At 63.2% G+C, this 17,984-nt stretch carries 16 protein-coding genes; 9 read left to right on the forward strand and 7 right to left on the reverse strand.

Annotation, left to right across the window (positions count from 1 at the left end; translation table 11 throughout):
• Positions 1-17 precede the first annotated feature (17 nt).
• The 9 genes from ACP7AL_RS13685 (at position 18) to ACP7AL_RS13725 (ending at position 10,276) form a co-directional block, all read left to right on the forward strand.
• Positions 18-497: a DUF721 domain-containing protein gene (locus ACP7AL_RS13685; protein ID WP_425992103.1), complete on the forward strand. Its 480-nt coding sequence runs from the start codon at positions 18-20 to the stop codon at positions 495-497.
• Positions 498-615: 118 nt separating this feature from the next.
• Positions 616-1,272 carry a DsbA family protein gene (locus ACP7AL_RS13690; protein WP_024576026.1) on the forward strand — a complete coding sequence of 219 codons (657 nt, stop codon included), beginning with the start codon at positions 616-618 and terminating at the stop codon, positions 1,270-1,272.
• Positions 1,273-1,524: 252 nt separating this feature from the next.
• The gene (gene smc / locus ACP7AL_RS13695) at positions 1,525-4,989 is read left to right on the forward strand and encodes a chromosome segregation protein SMC (protein ID WP_425992106.1); all 3,465 of its coding nucleotides are present in this window, start codon (positions 1,525-1,527) and stop codon (positions 4,987-4,989) included.
• A gap of 166 nt (positions 4,990-5,155) precedes the next feature.
• A complete protein-coding gene (locus ACP7AL_RS13700; protein WP_425992108.1) occupies positions 5,156-6,151 on the forward strand; it encodes a small ribosomal subunit Rsm22 family protein in 996 nt (331 codons plus the stop codon).
• Positions 6,152-6,223: 72 nt separating this feature from the next.
• The gene (locus ACP7AL_RS13705; RefSeq protein WP_006019002.1) at positions 6,224-6,604 is read left to right on the forward strand and encodes a COG4315 family predicted lipoprotein; all 381 of its coding nucleotides are present in this window, start codon (positions 6,224-6,226) and stop codon (positions 6,602-6,604) included.
• Positions 6,605-6,900: 296 nt separating this feature from the next.
• Positions 6,901-7,461, forward strand: coding sequence for a LemA family protein (locus tag ACP7AL_RS13710; protein WP_006019001.1), 561 nt, complete (start codon positions 6,901-6,903; stop codon positions 7,459-7,461).
• Positions 7,462-7,494: 33 nt separating this feature from the next.
• The gene (locus ACP7AL_RS13715; protein WP_425992111.1) at positions 7,495-8,658 is read left to right on the forward strand and encodes a M48 family metalloprotease; all 1,164 of its coding nucleotides are present in this window, start codon (positions 7,495-7,497) and stop codon (positions 8,656-8,658) included.
• A 143-nt stretch (positions 8,659-8,801) separates the two neighbouring features.
• Entirely contained in the window at positions 8,802-9,569 is a 768-nt protein-coding gene (locus tag ACP7AL_RS13720; RefSeq protein ID WP_024919402.1) for a hypothetical protein, read from the forward strand.
• A gap of 35 nt (positions 9,570-9,604) precedes the next feature.
• Positions 9,605-10,276: a hypothetical protein gene (locus ACP7AL_RS13725; protein WP_425992113.1), complete on the forward strand. Its 672-nt coding sequence runs from the start codon at positions 9,605-9,607 to the stop codon at positions 10,274-10,276.
• 172 nt (positions 10,277-10,448) lie between these two features.
• On the opposite strand, the gene ACP7AL_RS13730 is transcribed toward ACP7AL_RS13725, so the two are convergent.
• From ACP7AL_RS13730 to ACP7AL_RS13760, 7 genes are all read right to left on the reverse strand, one after another.
• Positions 10,449-10,988, reverse strand: a complete 540-nt coding sequence (locus tag ACP7AL_RS13730; RefSeq protein ID WP_006018997.1) for an adenine phosphoribosyltransferase — start codon at positions 10,986-10,988, stop codon at positions 10,449-10,451.
• Between the two features lie 112 nt (positions 10,989-11,100).
• Positions 11,101-13,260 (reverse strand): anthranilate synthase component I, encoded by a 2,160-nt coding sequence (locus ACP7AL_RS13735; protein ID WP_425992116.1) that lies wholly within the window; start codon positions 13,258-13,260, stop codon positions 11,101-11,103.
• Between the two features lie 194 nt (positions 13,261-13,454).
• On the reverse strand, positions 13,455-13,922 hold the full coding sequence (locus ACP7AL_RS13740) for a GNAT family N-acetyltransferase (protein WP_425992118.1): 468 nt from the start codon (positions 13,920-13,922) through the stop codon (positions 13,455-13,457).
• A complete protein-coding gene (locus ACP7AL_RS13745; protein ID WP_425992120.1) occupies positions 13,919-14,593 on the reverse strand; it encodes a dienelactone hydrolase family protein in 675 nt (224 codons plus the stop codon). The genes ACP7AL_RS13740 and ACP7AL_RS13745 overlap by 4 nt, the downstream gene beginning before the upstream one ends.
• A gap of 26 nt (positions 14,594-14,619) precedes the next feature.
• Complete coding sequence (locus ACP7AL_RS13750) at positions 14,620-15,915, reverse strand: flavin-containing monooxygenase (RefSeq protein WP_425992122.1); 1,296 nt, start codon at positions 15,913-15,915, stop codon at positions 14,620-14,622.
• A complete protein-coding gene (locus tag ACP7AL_RS13755) occupies positions 15,912-16,898 on the reverse strand; it encodes an SDR family oxidoreductase (RefSeq protein WP_425992124.1) in 987 nt (328 codons plus the stop codon). Before ACP7AL_RS13755 ends, ACP7AL_RS13750 begins: the two co-directional genes overlap by 4 nt.
• Complete coding sequence (locus tag ACP7AL_RS13760; protein WP_425992126.1) at positions 16,895-17,839, reverse strand: bile acid:sodium symporter family protein; 945 nt, start codon at positions 17,837-17,839, stop codon at positions 16,895-16,897. Before ACP7AL_RS13760 ends, ACP7AL_RS13755 begins: the two co-directional genes overlap by 4 nt.
• Between the last annotated feature and the right edge of the window lie 145 nt (positions 17,840-17,984).

Raw genomic sequence — 17,984 nt, forward strand, 5'->3', positions numbered from 1 at the left:
ACCGACGACACCCGCTCATGAACAAGCCCGGTCCCCTCACCGCGAAGCCGTTATCCGCACTGCTCGGCAGTGCGATCAACGATGTCTTCGTCAAGCAGGGCTTTGCCTCGCGCGAACTGGTGACGCGGTGGGCCGAGATCGTCGGCGCCCAAGTGGCGGCCCATTCGGAACCTCTGAAGATCCAGTGGCCGCGGCCGGTCGAGAACCAGGTCCCTGAACCGGCGACGCTGGTGCTGCGGGTCGAAGGCCCGATGGCGCTGGAAATCCAGCACACTTCGGACGTCATTCTGGAGCGGGTCAACCGCTTCTTCGGCTGGAACGCGGTGGGCCGGATCGCGCTGCGTCAGGCGCCGCTGTCGCAACGGCCGAAGCCCCGGGTCCGGAAAGCGCCCGACCCGAGCGCCGTCGCCGAGGTCGAGGCCTCGCTCGGCACCGTGGAAGACGGCGATCTGCGCGCGGCGCTGGCGCGGCTGGGCGCATCGATCAAGCGAAATTGAGCCCTATGTGACGGCGCCTGGCTTCGGCCCGGCATTGCCACAATCATGGTTTCAAGCTAGCGAAACGTTCCCCATCAGGCGTGACAACGCCGTTCGCACGACTTTCCGGAGCAGACCGTTGAACATCACGCGCCGCACCTTCACCGCCGCCTTGTCCCTCGCTGGCGCCGCTGCCGCACTCGGCCTTTCGCCGTGGCAGTTTTTCAGCCCGGCCAGCGCCCAGACCGCCGCCGAGATCAACCAGGCCGGCGAACTCGGCGACATGGCGCTCGGCTCGAAGGACGCCCCCGTCACCATCATTGAATACGCTTCCATGACCTGCCCGCATTGCGCGGCGTTCACCAAGGACGTGTTCCCGCAGATCAAGACCAACTACATAGATACCGGCAAGGTGCGCTTCATCTTCCGCGAATTCCCGCTCGATCAGGTGGCGCTCGCCGCTTCGGCGCTGGCGCGCTGCGTCGCCAAGGACGATGCGCCGAAATACTTCGCGATCGTCGACATCCTGTTCAAGCAGCAGAACGATCTGGCCTCGGACGCGCTCGGCACCATCAACCGCGTCGGCAAGCAGGCCGGTTTCAGCGAGCAGATGATCAAGGACTGCGTGCAGAGCGATCCGAAAATCCAGAAGGGCATTCTGGATGTGCGCGAGCACGCCTACACCAAGCTCAAGGTCAACTCGACGCCGTTCTTCTTCGTCAACGGAACCGTGGTGAAGGGCGAGACCTCGTTCGAAGCCTTCGAAAAGATGATCAAGCCGTTGCTGAAGAGCTAAGCATGGCGGGCAGAACCGGTCCGGTTCCACGGACCATTCGCCCGAAACACACTGAAATCCCTCGGAAATCCCTTTAAATCCCTTGGGAAAAGCCTTGCGGGCCGGTTGCCCTGCAGGGCCAGCCTCGCCATTGTGCGGACAGTTCGAGGCGCATTCCGCGACTCAGTTATACTGGCACAGGCCTGCTATGACCTTGCCCCGGCTGGATAATTCCGACTCCGGTAGTTCCCCGGCCAACAGAGCACCGATTGCATGAAACTCACCCGTCTTCGCCTTCATGGATTCAAGTCCTTCGTTGAGCCGACCGATTTTCTGATCGAGCCGGGCCTGACCGGCGTCGTCGGTCCGAACGGTTGCGGCAAATCGAACCTCGTTGAAGCGCTGCGCTGGGCGATGGGCGAAACCTCGCACAAGTCGCTGCGTGCCGCCGACATGGACGCGGTGATCTTCGCCGGCTCCGGCAACCGCCCGGCGCGCAATCACGCCGAAGTGGCGATGACCATCGACAATTCCGATCGCTCGGCGCCGTCCGCCGTGAACGATCAGGACATGCTGGAAATTTCCCGCCGCATCGAGCGCGAAGCCGGCTCGGTCTATCGCATCAACGGCAAGGATGTGCGCGCGCGCGACGTGCAGATCCTGTTTGCGGACGCCGCCACGGGCGCACGCTCGCCCGCCCTCGTCCACCAGGGCAAGATCGGTGAAATCATTCAGGCGCGTCCCGACCAGCGCCGCCGCGTGCTGGAAGACGCCGCAGGCGTCGCCGGTCTGCATGCGCGCCGTCATGAAGCCGAACTGCGCCTCAAGGCGGCCGAGACCAATCTCACCCGCGTCGAGGATGTCATCGGCCAGTTGGCGAGCCAGATCGAAGGCCTGAAGAAGCAGGCGCGGCAGGCGATCCGCTATCGCGAAGTCGCCGCCAAGGTCCGCAAGGCCGAGGCCATGCTGTTTCACCTGCGCTGGATTCAGTCCCATGCCGACGTCGCCGAGGCCGGCCAGACCCACGACCTGAACGTCCGCGAACAGGCCGAACGCACCCTCCAGCAGGCCGAAGCCGCACGCATTCAGGCGATCCGCGCCTCCGAACTGCCGGGCCTGCGCGAGAGCGAAGCGCGCGCCGCTGCCGGTTTGCAGCGCCTGACCAATGCCCGCGAAATGCTCGACCGCGAGGAAGCGCGGGCCAGGGAGCGCGTCACCGAACTCGACCGGCGCCTGACGCAGTTCGCCGCCGACATCGAACGCGAGCAGCGGCAACTGTCCGACGCCGACGTCGCGCTGGCGCGGCTCGAATCCGAAGACAGCGTGCTCAAGGACGAGATCAGGTCGCGCGTCGAAAAGCGCAGCGGCGCCGATGAGCGCGTTGTCGAAGCCGAAGCGACCCTTGCCGCGGCCGAACGCACCTTCTCCGAACTGACAACCGCGCTCGCCGATCTCACCGCCAAGCGCAACCAGATCGAAGCCAATGTCCGCACCCATCGCGACCGTCTCGCGCGGCTCGATCAGGACATCGTCAACGTCCAGAGCGAAGTCGAGAAGCTTGCCGCGGAGACCGGCGGCCTCGGCGACCTCGATGAACTTGCGGCCGCAATGGAAGCGGCGGCGGAGACGTTGCTGATTTCCGAAACCACGACGCAAGCCAGCGAGGCTGCGCATGTCAGCGCCCGCGCCAGGCTGGAAGCATCGCGTGCCCCGCTTGCCGATGCTGAAAAGCGCGTGCAGCGGCTGGAGACCGAAGCCAAGACGATCTCCAAGATCGTCAACGGCGAGACCAAGAACCTGTGGCCGCCGATCATCGACGGCGTCAACGTCGCCAAGGGTTTCGAGAAGGCGCTGGGCGCCGCGCTCGGCGACGATCTCGACGCGCCGGTCGATCCGACCGCACCGATGCGCTGGTCCAGCTTCGGCGTGATCGAAGGCGATCCGTCGCTGCCCGAAGGCATCGAAGCGCTCGCCGCTCATGTCACCGCGCCGCCGGAACTGGCGCGGCGTCTGGCGCAGATCGGTATCGTCAGCCGCGAACGCGGCGCGCAGCTTGCACCGCAGTTGAAGACCGGCCAGCGGCTGGTCTCTCGCGAGGGCGACCTGTGGCGCTGGGACGGGTTCGTCGCTGCGGCCCATGCTCCGACCGGCGCGGCACGGCGGCTCGCCGAGCGCGCCCGTCTCGTCGACATCGAAGCCGAGATCGAGCAGGCGCGGGCCGATGCGGCCGCCAAGCGTCAGGCGCTGGAAAATGCCGAGGCCGAACTCAAGGCTGCGTCCGCAGCCGAAAGCTCCGCACGTGAAGCTGCGCGCAATGCCCAGCGCGAAGCCAATGCCGCGCGCGAACGCCATGCCAATGCGGAGCGCGAAATCAATCGCCACGCCTCGCACCGCTCGGCTCTCGACGAACGCGCCGCCCGCCTCACCGCGGATCGCTCCGAGGCGCACAGCGCGCACGAAGCCGCCGTCGCCGCCCTGGAGGAGTTGCCGTCGAGCGCTGAGAACGAAGAAAAGCTCGCCACTGTCCGCGCCGACATGGACGGCCACCGACGTCTTGCCGCGCAGGTGCGCGCCGAGGCGCAGGCGCTGGCGCGCGAAGCCGAACTCGCCGACCGCCGTGTGCAGGCCATCCTTGCCGAGCGCAGCGAGTGGCAGAACCGCAAGGAAAACGCCGCGTCGCAGATCGCGACCGTCGAGACCCGCATCGTCGAGGTCAACACCGAGCGCGCCGAACTCGAAAACGCACCGGAAGTGTTCGCCGAAAAGCGCAGCGCGCTGATCAGCGAAATCGAGCATGCCGAAGCCGACCGCCGCATGGCCGCCGATGCGCTGGCCACAGCCGAAACAGCGATGGCGGAAACCGACCGCGTGGCCCGCGCCTCGCTCGACGCGCTGTCCTCCGCACGCGAGGCCTGCGCCCGCTCCGAAGAGCGCATGGAAGGCACCCGCCGCCGCCTCGAAGACATCGAACGTGAAATCCGCGACATGCTGGAGGTCGAGCCGCACGGCGTCGCCGCTCTCGCCGAGATCATCCCGGAAACCGAGCTTCCGGCCGTGACCGATGTCGAGGCCGATCTGGAAAAGCTGCGCCGCGACCGCGAGCGCCTCGGCGCCGTCAACCTGCGCGCCGAGGAAGAACTGCGCGAGGTCGAGGCCCAGCATCTCAACCTCACCACCGAGCGTGACGATCTGGTCGAAGCCATCAAGAAGCTGCGCACCGGCATCCAGAGCCTCAACAAGGAAGCGCGCGAGCGCCTGCTGACCTCGTTCGAGACGGTCAACGCTCACTTCAAGCGGCTGTTCACCGAGCTGTTCGGCGGCGGCCAGGCCGAACTGACCCTGATCGAGAGCGACGATCCGCTCGAAGCCGGTCTCGAAATCATCGCCAAGCCGCCCGGCAAGAAGCCGCAGACGCTGTCGCTGCTCTCCGGCGGCGAGCAGGCGCTGACGGCGCTGGCGCTGATCTTCGCGGTGTTCCTCACCAATCCTTCGCCGATCTGCGTGCTGGACGAAGTCGACGCGCCGCTGGACGACCACAACGTCGAGCGGTTCTGCAACCTGCTGCATGAGATGACCTCGTCCACCGAGACGCGCTTCATCATCATCACCCACAATCCGATCACCATGGCGCGCATGAACCGGCTGTTCGGCGTCACCATGGCGGAACGCGGCGTGTCGCAGCTCGTGTCGGTCGATCTCGACGGCGCGATGAAGGTTCTCGACCAGAACGTAGCTTGACTGCTTCACCCTCCCCTATGAGGGAGGTCCGTCATCCTGAGGTGCGAGCCGCACTTGCGGCGAGCCTCGAAGGATGCGCGCAGTGCGTTATTGCCGTCACCCTTGGAGGCTCGCAAGCGCTCGCTCCTCAGGATGACGGCAAGACAGGTCGAAAGGCCCCGCCGCCATGATCTCCCCCGATCTTCCCGCCGAACTGAGAGCCGCCCTTACACACAAGTCCGAAGGCCTGTCGCGCAACGACGCTGCACAGCGCGCGGATGCGATCTCGCGCACCTATCGCGATGGCGGCGGCTCGGGCACTATCCGAACAGGTGCCGACGCGCTGGCCTATGCGCTGGCACGGATGCCGGCGACCTATGCCGCAATCGCGGCAAGCCTGAATGCGCTGACGGAAATCCGTCCGGATTTCGCCCCCTCAAGCCTGCTCGATGTCGGCGCGGGGCCGGGCACGGCGACGTGGGCGGCGAGCGAAGCCTTCGCCTCGCTGAATACGTTCACACTGCTCGACGCCAATACGGCGCTGCGCGATCTGGCAACTGAACTCGCACAGCCGCACCTGCGCCTTGCCGCGATGCGCTATCACTCCGGCGACGCGCGCAAGGCGCTTGCCGAGGCGCCGGAAGCAGATCTCGTTGTCGCCAGCTACGTCATCAACGAACTGGGCGCTGGGGAACGTGCGGCCCTCGCTGACGCCATGTGGGCGAAAACGCGCGACACGCTGCTGGTCGTGGAGCCCGGTACGCCGGCGGGCTATGCGCGCGTCATCGATCTGCGCGACCGCCTGATCGCGAAGGGCGCGCATGTCATCGCGCCCTGTCCGCACGATGCTGCATGTCCGCTGACCAGGCCCGACTGGTGTCACTTCACGCAGCGCCTGCAACGCTCGCGCGCGCATAAACACCTGAAGGGCGCGGACCTTCCCTATGAGGATGAAAAATTCGCCTACGTGGTTCTGTCGCGGACGGCGCCTGCGCCAAGACCCGCGCGCGTGCTGGCGCAACCGCTGGTGACCAAGATAGCGGTCACGGCAAAAATCTGCACGCCTGAGGGAATAATGGAGGCTGCAAGCGTCCCGCATCGGGACAAGGCTGCCTACAAGCGCGCAAAGAAATGGAATTGGGGCGATGCGATTTTCCCCGAGAATGGCATCGGCGTGGAATAATTCTCTCCTGTCGGAGTTTGTCCTGATGACGCGTTCGCGTCCGACGCAAAAATCATCAGGAGTACACCAGCGATGTCCAAAACATTTGCCGCGATTGCGGCTGTCTCTCTCTTGCTCGCCTCAACCGCAGCTTTCGCGCAGGCTGCAAAGGTCGCCGACACTCCGGCAGGCAAGGCCTATGTCGATGCCAAGGGCATGACGCTCTACACCTTCGACAAGGACAGCGCCGGCAAGTCCGCCTGCAACGGCCCCTGCGCGACCAACTGGCCGCCGCTGATGGCCGGTGCCGACGCCAAGCCGTCCGGTGACTGGACCATCGTCACCCGCGACGACGGCAGCAAGATGTGGGCGCTCAAGGGCAAGCCGCTCTACACTTTTGCGAAGGACACCAAGCCCGGCGACACCACCGGCGACGGCTTTCTGAACGGCGCCTGGCATATCGCCAAGCCGTAAGCGTTTCACAAACAGACGTCACGGCATCGGAAGATTAACTCCCTCTCCCCGTTGGGGAGAGGGTTGGGGTGAGGGGGTTAAATGTCAAAGCTGACATATGATCCCCTCACCCGGCACGCTATCGCGCGCCGACCTCTCCCCGACGGGGAGAGGTGAAAGAAACATCCTGACCGTTTCATTGAACCAGATCTCCCCAAGGACGACCAAATAGCGCGGCACCCTGGCCGCGGGCACTGACGGGCGTCTGCCTTTCAGGTAGGCTGCGTGCCATTCGTTGTCCCCATGGAGCTTTTCTCATGTCGTCCGGCTGGATTTTACTCGGTGTCATCGTCGTCATCGCTCTGTTCGTGTTCGGCGCCTATAACCGGCTGGTCGCGCTGGCGCAGCGGGTGTCGCAGGCCTTCGCCGACATCGACGTGCAGCTCAAGCAGCGCCACGATCTGATCCCGAACCTGGTCGAGACCGTCAAAGGCTACGCCACCCACGAGCGCGGCACGCTGGAAGACGTCGTGAAGGCCCGTAACGCCGCCATGTCGGCGCAGGGCCCGGCGCAGGTCTCCGCCACCGAAGGCCAGCTCTCGGCTGCGCTCGGCCGCCTGATCGCACTGTCCGAGGCCTATCCGGACCTCAAGGCCAACGCGAATTTCCAGCAGTTGCAGACCGAACTGTCCGACATCGAGAACAAGATCGCCGCCAGCCGCCGCTTCTTCAACAACGCGGTTCAGGAATACAATACCGGCATCCAGCAGTTGCCGGCTGCCCTCTTCGCCGGCGCGCTCGGCTTCACGAAGAAGGACTTCTTCGATCTCGGCGAGCAGCGCGGACAGCTCGAACAGGCGCCGTCGGTCAAGTTTTAAGCGTCTCAATCCGGCTAGCACGGGCAGCGCATCATGGCCGCGTACGGTCTCTACACGCATATCGCATCGAACAAGTTTCGTTCGATGCTGCTGCTCGGCGGCCTGTTCCTGCTCGTCTATGTGATGGTGTTCGCCGGCGCGCTGCTGGCCGAAGTGGCGCTCAACAGCAACCGTCCGTTCGACGACTATCTCACCCTCGCGGCGCACGACCTCGTCAAGGCCTTCCCGTTCGCCACCATCGGCGCGGCCGCATGGATCGTGATCGCCTATTTCTTCCATCAGAACATCATCGATGCCGTCACCGGCGGCCATGACGTGACGCGGCAGGAGCAGCCGCGGCTCTACAATCTGCTGGAAAATCTCTGCATCTCGCGCGGCATCCCGATGCCGAAGCTGAAGATCGTGGACAGCCCCGCGCTCAACGCCTTTGCCACCGGCCTTGACCGCAGCCAGTACGCAATCAGCGTCACCACCGGACTGATGAATGCGCTCAACGACCGGGAAATGGAAGCGGTGCTCGGGCACGAGCTGACCCACATCCGCAACGGCGACGTGCAGTTGCTTGTGATCGCCGTGGTCATCGCGGGCGTGATCGGCTTTTTCGCCGAACTGTTCTTCCGCATCTTCTTCAACTCCAACTGGAGTTTTGGCGGCGGCAGCCGGTCCTCGTCCTCCTCGTCGGACGGGGACAAGAAGGGCGGCAGCGCGTTCGCCATCGTGCTTCTGGCGATCGCCCTGATCGGCCTCGCATGGGGCCTGTCGTTGGTGGTGCGGTTTGCCCTGTCGCGCTCGCGCGAACTGCTGGCGGACGCGGGCTCCGTCGAACTCACCAAAGACCCCGATGCGATGATCTCGGCGCTGCGCAAGATCGAGGGCCGCGGCGAACTGCCGGGCGCGACCTCCGCCGTCATGGAAATGTGCATCGACAATCCGCGCGAAGGCTTCGCGGACCTGTTCGCCACCCACCCGTCGGTCGATTCGCGGGTCAAGGCGCTGGTGAAATATGCCGGCGGGCGCGACCCGGGCCCATTGCCTCTGCCCGGCAGCGGCGCGGAAGCCGGTGATGGCGGCGGCCCCTCGGCGGATTCCAGCCCGGATACCCGGCCCGAAGCGCCCCATGCGGGGCCGTGGGGCAGTTCCCCCCAGCCAGCGCCGTCCCCGGCAGGCCCGATTCCCGGACCATGGGGCCGCAGGTAACCCCCGCCGTTAAGAAGCCGTTGGTTATTCAGCATAACTGCCCGGTCAAGAATTGAATTATCCCTCGATTCTGCCATGGTCCGGCGGAAAGCAGGCTAAGCTGCGTCGTCAATTCGACGTGCTTGGTGGGTTAAAGAGGTCTTATGGCGAAACCGGCAGTGATCGTAGTGGGCGCGGACAAGGGTGGGGTCGGTAAAACCACCGTTTCGCGCACCGTCCTCGACTATTTCAACGCAAACAACATCCCGACCCGCGCCTTCGATACCGAATCGCCGCGCGGTACGCTGATGCGCTTTCATCCCGACATCACCCAGATCGTCGACGTCACCTCGACGTCCGATCAGATGAAGATTTTCGATACGCTGAACTCGTCGGGCACCAGCGTCACCGTCATCGACGTCCGCGCAGGACTGCTGTCCCCGACCCTCGCGGCGCTTCGCGACATCGGCTTTCTGGATGCCGCCCGCTCCGGCCAGATCACTTTTGCCGTGTTCCATATCCTCGGCCCGTCGATCGCCTCGCTGGATGAAATCGCCGAGACCGCGAACTTCATGGACGGCGCGAAGTACTTCCTGGTGAAGAACTTCATCAACAACACCAGCTTCTTCGAGTGGGACCAGGCAACCTACAATTCGTATTTCCACCGCATCAAGAATGCGACCGAGATCACGATTCCGAAGCTCAACGAGATGGCCTACGAGCAGGTCGAAGTCGCTTCGGTGCCGTTCCTGAAGTTCGTCGCCAACAAGGGCACCAAGGACGAGCCCGCGAATTACTCGTTCGTGCTGCGCGGCTATGTCCGCCACTGGCTCGGCAATGTGTGGGGCGAATTCGACCGCATCAAGCTGACCGAGATCGTCGGCTCGAAGGACAAGTCCAATACGTCTCGGGCGCCGACCAGCGAGATCTGACGCCGGATTCAAGACACCAGCCGGACATCGCGCCGATGCGCCGCACGCCTGTCTATATCGTCTGTTCCCCCCGCCCCGCGGTGGGAAAAACGCTGATCGCGCGGGCGCTGACCGAATTTCTGGTGCTTCAGCGCGGCAAGGTGATCGCCTTCGACATCAACCTGCGCGAGCCCTCGCTGCTCAACTATCTGCCTCGCATCACCGAGACCGCGGCGATCAGCGACACCTTCGGGCAGATGGCGCTGATGGACCGGCTGATCGTCAACGACAACGTGCCGAAGGTCGTCGATCTCGGCTTTCATGCCTTCGACGATTTCTTCAAAATGATCGCGGAAATCGGCTTCATGAAGGAAGCGGACCGCCGCGGCGTCGATCCGATCGTTCTTTTCATTCCCGATCGCGACCGCGCGTCCATCGTCGCCTGGACCATGCTGCGCGAGACGTTTCCGAATGCGGCGATCGTGCCTGTCGAAAACGAGCATGTGCTGTGGGGCGAATTGCCCGCAGCGTTCGGCCGCGTACGGCCGTTCAGGGTCGCGGCCCTGCCCGCATTCCTGAAATCAATTATCGGACGCCTGAACTTCTCGTTCACGCACTATCTGCGCGACAACAAGGACCAGTCGTCGGAGCTGCATCAATGGGTACGCAACAACTACACCCGCTTCCGCGAGCTGGAACTGAACCTGATCCTGCACAAGCTGGGATAGATCAGGATTATTCCATTTTAGATAATCGAGTTTGTTGAAATTTTCATTGCGAGGAGCATTTTGCGACAAAGCAAGCCATTCTCCTCAAAGGTGGATTGCTTCGCTTCGCTCGCAATGACGTAAATAGACAAATCTGAATTCATTCACATTCTGGTAGCTGAAGATCGATCTGTCAGTGACCGTCGAAGGTCATCAGTGTTCGCACCGGGACATTCATGGCGCGCAGCTTGGCCGCACCGCCGAGTTCCGGCAGATCGATGATAAAGCAGGCCGCCACCACATCGGCGCCGATCTGGCGAAGCAGCTTCACCGCGCCTTCCGCCGTGCCGCCGGTCGCGATCAGATCGTCGATCAGGATGACGCGCTCGCCGGGCTTGATGGCATCGGCGTGCATTTCCATTTCATCAAGGCCATATTCCAGCGAATAGGCAATGCGCACCGTGGTGTGCGGCAGCTTGCCCTTCTTGCGGATCGGCACGAAGCCTGCCGAGACCTGATGCGCCACCGCGCCGCCGAGAATGAAGCCGCGCGCTTCCATGCCGGCGACCTTGTCGATCTTGGAGCCGGCCCAGGGCTGCACCAGTTCATCGACCGCACGGCGGAACGCCCACGCGTTGCCAAGCAATGTCGTGATGTCGCGGAAAACAATGCCAGGCTTCGGGTAGTCCTGAATGGCGCGGACGGTGGCCTTCAAATCATCAGAGAGAGTCATCGGATGCTAATCCCACAAAATCATTTTCGTCATTGCGAACGAAGCGAAGCAATCCATTATTGGGTCGCAACGCATGGATTGCTTAGTCGCTGGCGCTCCTCGCAATGACGTTCTAACCGGGTTGCCCCAGCCTGAAGGCGTTTTCCACGATCCGCAGTCCGACATTGCCTTCGAGCGACATCAGCGACTCGGGATGAAACTGCACGCCGCCCACCGGCAGCGTCTTGTGCTCGATCGCCATGGCGATGCCGTCCTCGGTGCTGGCAGTCACCTGCAGCACGTCCGGCATACCGTCGCGATCGACATACAGCGAGTGATAGCGCCCGATCACGACTTCATTCGGCAGGTTGCCCATCAGCGTGCCGCCGCGCACCTGAACGCGCGAGGGACGGCCATGCGCAGGCGTGGACAACTGCCCGAGCTTGCCGCCGAAATACTCCCCGATGGCCTGCACGCCGAGACAGACGCCGAACACCGGAAGCTTCTTCTCCAGCGCCGCGCCGATGAATTTCGAGATACCGAAATCTTCGGGGCGGCCGGGGCCTGGCGACAGCACCAGAAGATCGTATTCGTTGTTCTTCAGCACATCGAGCGCGTGATTGTGCCGCGTGACGCTGACCGTCGCGCCGACCTGCCGGAAATAATCCGCCAGCATGTGCACGAACGAGTCTTCATGATCGATCAGCAGCACCTTCTTGCCGGAACCGGTGGCATCCGGCGCGAAGGCGGACAGAGGTTTCGCCGGATCGCCGCGCAGCGCCTGAAACAGCGCTGCCGCCTTGGTCTGGCATTCCTTTTCTTCGGCAACGGGATCGCTATCGAACAGCAGGGTCGCGCCGACGCGGACTTCCGCAAGACCGTCCTTCATGCGGATGGTGCGGATGGTCAGGCCCGTATTGATGCTGCCGTCGAAGCCGAGGAAGCCGAGCGCGCCGGCATACCAGCGCCGCGACGAGCGCTCATTGTCCTCGACGAATTGCATCGCCCACAGCTTGGGCGCACCGGTGACGGTGACGGCCCAAGCGTGAGTCAGGAAGCCGTCCAGCGCGTCGAAGCCCGGACGCAGCATGCCTTCGACGTGGTCGACGGTGTGGAATAGCTTCGAGTAGGTCTCGATCTGCCGCCGCGCCAGCACCTTGATGGTGCCCGGCTCGCATACCCGCGCCTTGTCGTTGCGGTCGACGTCGGTGCACATATTGAGTTCAAATTCGTCCTTCTGCGAATTGAGCAGTTCCTGAATCTGCTTGGCGTCGCTGATGGCGTCGACGCCGCGCGCGATGGTGCCCGAGATCGGACAGGTCTCGATCCGCTTGCCGTCGGAGCGGACGAACATTTCCGGCGACGCCGCCACCAGAAATTCACCGTCGCCGAGATTGATCAGGGCGCCGTAAGGCGACGGATTGATCTTGCACAGGCGCTGGAACACTTCCGCCGGCGTCCGCTCGCAAGGCTCGGCGAACAATTGGCCCGGCACCGCTTCAAACAGATCGCCTCGTGCAAACGCCTTGCGGGCGATCTCGACGGTTTCCTGATAGACGCCGGGTGCATGATCGGCAAAACCCTCGCGCTTGGTCTTGGCGTAAACGCTCTCAGAGGTCTCGCGGTCGAGGCCCTTGGTGGACTGACCGCCGAACGCAAACTCATAGCTCAGGATCACACCGCGTCCGGTGGCGCGGTCATAGGCCAGAATGCGGTCGGGAATGTAGAGAACGATGTCGCGCTGGTCCTTCTCGCGCGCGCGCTTCTGCACGAGGTCCTCGAACTGGAACACAAGATCGTAGGCGAAGGCGCCGAACAGCCCGAGCAATCCATCGCTCGGAGAGTTAAACGCCGCGATGATATCGCGCACCAGCGACACCACAGACGCACGCCGGGTGCGCTGATCTTCATCCACCGGCGCGTCGCCGCGCACGATGTGACCGGAAATTCGCGTGGCGCTCTTTTCGGTGATGACGGCGCAGGGCTCTCTCAAGGTCTCGGCGAGAAACGCCACCAGCACCTTGCCGCGCGCATTCAGCGCCTCGATGAAAAAATCCGTGCTGGTCGATTCCAGCCGCAGCGGCGGATCGGAAAAACCGAGGTCGAAGCTCTCATAGCGCCCTGGCACCGTGGTGCCCGACGACAGCACCACGCCGCGGCGGGTATCCAGCCGGTCGATCAGCCGGTCGAGCGCCGTTCCGCCGGTAAAATGCTCGACGGAACGGGCCACGTCGAGGCCCCGGGCGGTCCGGTATTCGCTCTGCGCGGGGAGGGAAAAAAGGGTCCTGTTCATCTGGTCCTCTTACGAGACTTGCTGGAGGAACGCCACACAGGACAAACGAAAAAGGCCGTCGCTCTGCGATGACGGCCCCGACGATTGAATTTCACATAAATCGCACCGGCCACCTTCAGAAGGTGCGCCACCAGAGACGGGTCGGGTTGGACAGGGTGCTCATGGGGGCAAAACACCATCCGGAGCGGGCGAAGTCAAGACCCGGCGTTCTTCACAAAAACGGTCAGTTTCCGCTCGCCGACGTCTTCCTCGATCGGCACCCAGCCCTGCCGAGTGTAAAACCGGCGCCTCTCCTTCTGGGCGCATAGATAGACCCGCCGGAAATTGAGGGCAAAGGCCTCGCCGACCGCGCGACCGACCAGTTCCGTGCCGATCTCCTGCATCCGGTATTTCGGATCGACCCAGACCGCCGCTACCCAGGGCGAGTATTGCGGGCGCTCCTCAAGGTCGGCGGCAATGACCGATGCCGTCCCGATAAAGGTCTCATCCCGGTGCGCCACCAGCGCGAACGGGATCGGTGACGGATTCATATTTTCGCGCAGGCGTCCGGCAATGTAATCCGCCGGAAAGCCCCGCTCCTTCCACCATGTCCGCCAGATGCGGTCAGCAACCGTGTCGAAAAACGCCGGCTGCTGCCGCAGGTCGGAGATGGTGACGTTCATCCCAAATGCTTTTTGAAGAAATCCGTGGCGCGGCCCCAAGCGAGCTCGGCGGCCTGACGGTCATGGACCGCCGCGCGTTCCTCGTTGACGAAGGCGTGATCGGCATCATAGCGGAACGCCTCAAAATCCTTGCCCGCGGCCTTCATCGCCGTCTCGAAGGCATCCACCGCCTGCGGTGTGCACCAGTCGTCCTTGTTGGCGAAATGACCCTGCAGGGGAATCTTGACGTCGGCCGGCTTCGCCGCCTGCTCCGGCGGAATGCCGTAGAACGCAACACCGGCCGTCAGTTCGGGAATCTTCGCTGCGCCGATGATCGTGACTGCACCGCCCATGCAGAACCCGGTGAGGCCGACCTTCGCGCCATTGCGTTTCAGGTATTGCACGGCGCCGCGCACGTTCTGCTCGGTCGCTTCGATGAAATTCAGAGAGTTCATCTCTTTCCCGGCCGCATCGGCATCGTGGTACGGCACCACAATGCCGTCATAGAGATCGGGCGCGAGGGCATCGAATCCTGCGAGCGCAAAGCGGTCGACAAGTCCCATGATGTTCTCGGACAAGCCCCACCATTCCTGAATAACGACAACACCTGGCGCATTGCCGCGCGCGGCGTTGGAGAGATAGCCGGTGGCGTCCTTGCCGTCTGGCCGCTTGAAAGTAACGTTCGTGCCCATGATGTCCTCCGAAATGTTTCGTGTGGTTATAGCGCGGGCGAAGCAACGCTCAAGCTCGCGATGGCTTTCTGAAGATCACGTTTGTATTGCAGGAAGTCGACGAAAATACCGTGTTCCCCACGATCCTTGGCGACCGGCCGTGTGTGATAGGCGGCGATCTTGTCGCGGAAGTCCGCGATCGTATCGGGGCTTTCCTTTTGCGCCTTGATATAGGCCGCGATCAGATCGGTCTGTAATGCGCGGCCCGGCCAGCCTACACCTGCGCCTTCGAGCAGCCCGGCGACATAAAGACCGTTCGGACGTGACGGGAAAATGTTGAGATAGAGACGCGGCGCACCTTTCTCCGGGTGCCAGTTCAGTTCGGTGAGGTCTTCAAGAAACGGAAACGTGATCTCGTAGCCTGTCGCAAGCAGCACCAGATCGACCTGATCTTCCTGCCCATCGGTAAAGACAACCGTGTCGCCGCGGAATTCCTTGATCGGCTTGCGCAATGTGACATCGCCCTGCCCCAGATGCTGGAGCACGAGCGAGTTCACGATCGGGGTCTTGTCATAAAGCCGGTGCTCGGGTTTCGGCAGGCCGAAGCGCTCCGGCGGCCCCACCAGAAACCGCAGGATCGGCTCATGCAGCATCGAGCGCAGGCGTTTGGGAATGATGAAACGCTTCGGCCTGTGGTTGCCCTCGTCCGCCGGCTTTCCGGCGAGAAACTTCGGCACGAAATGATTGCCGCCGCGCACGCTCCACAGCACCTGCCTGGCGCGGTGAATGGCATCGACAACGATGTCGCAACCGGTATTGCCCATGCCGACGACGAGCACACGCTTGCCTTCGAAGATGTCGGCCGTCTTGTAGTCCTTCGCGTGCATCAGCTTGCCGCTGAAGTCGCCCGGAATCTTCGGCATCAGGGGATCGCTGAGATGGCCGTTGGCGAAGATGACGCTTTCATAGTCGTCGGCGGTGCCGTCATCGAAAGTGGCGCGCCAGCTTCCGTCCCGCTGCTCGATCTTGCTGACTTCGGTATTGAAACGGATCGAGGGATAGAGATCGAAATGTTTCGCGAACGACTTGAAATATTCCAATACACGCTCGTGGCCCGGATAGGCGGGCCAGTCCTCCGGCATCGGGAAATCCGCATAGGCGGTGGTGCGCTTTGAGGAAATCAGATGGGTCGAGGCATAGACCGCGCTGGGCGCCGCGCCATACAGCCACTGCCCTCCGACATCCGCGTTCTTCTCCACGCACTTCACCGGCAGATCAGCCTGCTTGAGGCTCCTGACGGCGGCAAGACCCGCGGGGCCCGCACCGATGACGAGTGTCGTCATCTCCTCAGCTCCTCGCGGCCGTCGCGATAACGCTCGAACACCTTGCGCGCATCATAGCGCGGCGTGAACCCGAACTCGGCTTTCAGCTTGTCGTTGGACAGTACCGGCCGGTACTGGATGAACTTGGCATGGCCCGGCCCGAGCTTGGTGATGCGCAGCAGATGCAGCAGCCACAGCGCGGACTTCAGAAGCGACGGCGGGATCGAAACATAGGGCCGGTGATTGAGTTCGGCGATCTCGCGCAGGCTGAGCGTGCCGTCACCGGCGAGATTGTAGGTGCCGGGTTTCGGCTCCCGCACGGCCTGCACCAGTGCCTCGACCACATCGCTGTCGGCGATCAGCGAGAACGGCGTCGCGGTGCCGCTGACGCCCATCACCACCGGCCGCTCGAAGAGCGCGGTGATCTGGTTGTTGGTCGTGGGCCCCAGCACCGTGCAGGGACGGAACACCGTCTGCTGAAGATCGGGATAGAGGTCGTGCCACTCGATCAGCATTTCCTCGACCTCGCGCTTGTTGCGCGCGTAGGGAAAGTCCGCATTGCCGCGCAGCGGATCGCTTTCACGCAGCGGCACCGGATTATCCGCGTGATAACCGTAGGCCGAGCCGCTTGAAGTGACGATCAGATGCTCGACGCCCGCATCGAGTGACGCTTGCAGCACGTTCTTGGTGCCGAGCACGTCGATTTCCCAGTCGCGCTGCGGATCTCCGCCGACCGCGACGACCGACGCGAGATGCACCACGGTCTGCGGACGGCGCGCCTGAAAAATTTCCCTGAGCGCGGGATCGCGGACATCGCCCGTCAGATAAGTGACGTTGGGAAGCCGCTCATCGGCGACAATCTCGCGCATATCGAGCGCGATGATCTCCGAATTCAGATTGACGCGCGCCAGTTCGGCGATCAGCGACTTGCCGATGAAACCGGCAGCGCCGGTGACCAGCACGCCGCCGTTCATGGCGTATTGTCCTGCGTGGGCGTCGCTCATTCCGCCGTGTCCGTACGTGGGATCTGACTCTCGCGCGGATGCGGATCGCGGCGCTTCCACCATGCCGCCAGCGCCCATCCGGAAATCAGATGCCAGACGCCCCATCCCGCAGCCACCAGCGCCGCGCCGCCGATGCCGTCGAACTGGTTGAGGATCAGCGCGAGACCCAGTCCCGAATTGTGCATGCTGACCTCGATGGTCATCGCGCGGGTATCATAGTCGCTGAGCCGCAGCAGCTTCGCCGTGCCCCAGCCGAGCCCGATGGCGATGGCGTTGTGCAGGATGACGAACGGCAGGATCGATTGCACGAAGGTCGTCAGATAACGCGCATTGGTGAAGATCGCGCCGCCGATGAAGGCCACCAGAAACAGGAAAGACAGGATTTGCAGCGGCCGGCGCAGCAGGTGACCGAGGCGCGGCCAGTAATGCACCGTGGCCAGCCCCAGCATCATCGGAATGCCGAGGATGAGCATGGTCGAGCCGAGGAACGACAGCGGCTCAATGCTCACCTGCCGCAGCAATGCATTGGTGTCCGGATTAAGCCCTGCCCAGAAGATGATGTTGAGCGGCGTGGTCACGATGGCGAGCAGGCTCGACATCGCGGTCATGCTGATCGAGAGCGCGGTGTTGCCGCGCGCCATGTGCGTGATCAGGTTGGAAATGTTGCCACCCGGACAGGCCGCCACCACGATCATGCCGAGTGCGATGCTCGGCTGCGGCTTCAGCAGCATGGTGATCGCCCATGTCACCGCAGGCAGCATCGCAAGCTGCGCCAGCAGACCGGAGACCGGTGCAACCGGGCGGCGGAACACTTCAATGAAATCGCCGATGCGCAGATCAAGCGCCACGCCGTAGATGATCAGCGCAAGCACCCCGCCAAGGACAAGCTGTCCCGTCGGATTGATGTTGAGCAGAATGCCGTCGATCGGTGCGCCCGTCATATGTCCCTCAGCCTGGATCGATAAGGTTAGTTGAGCGGATGAAAGGACGCCAGTGCCCCGTATCCGACGTTCGCTTCACCTTGCAGCGCCTTCAGAGCGAACATCGGATACGAAAGGACACCGGCAAATTATGATTCCAGTGATC

It is taken from the genome of Afipia sp. DC4300-2b1, from assembly GCF_049895725.1.
GTDB classification, from domain to species: domain Bacteria; phylum Pseudomonadota; class Alphaproteobacteria; order Rhizobiales; family Xanthobacteraceae; genus Afipia; species Afipia broomeae.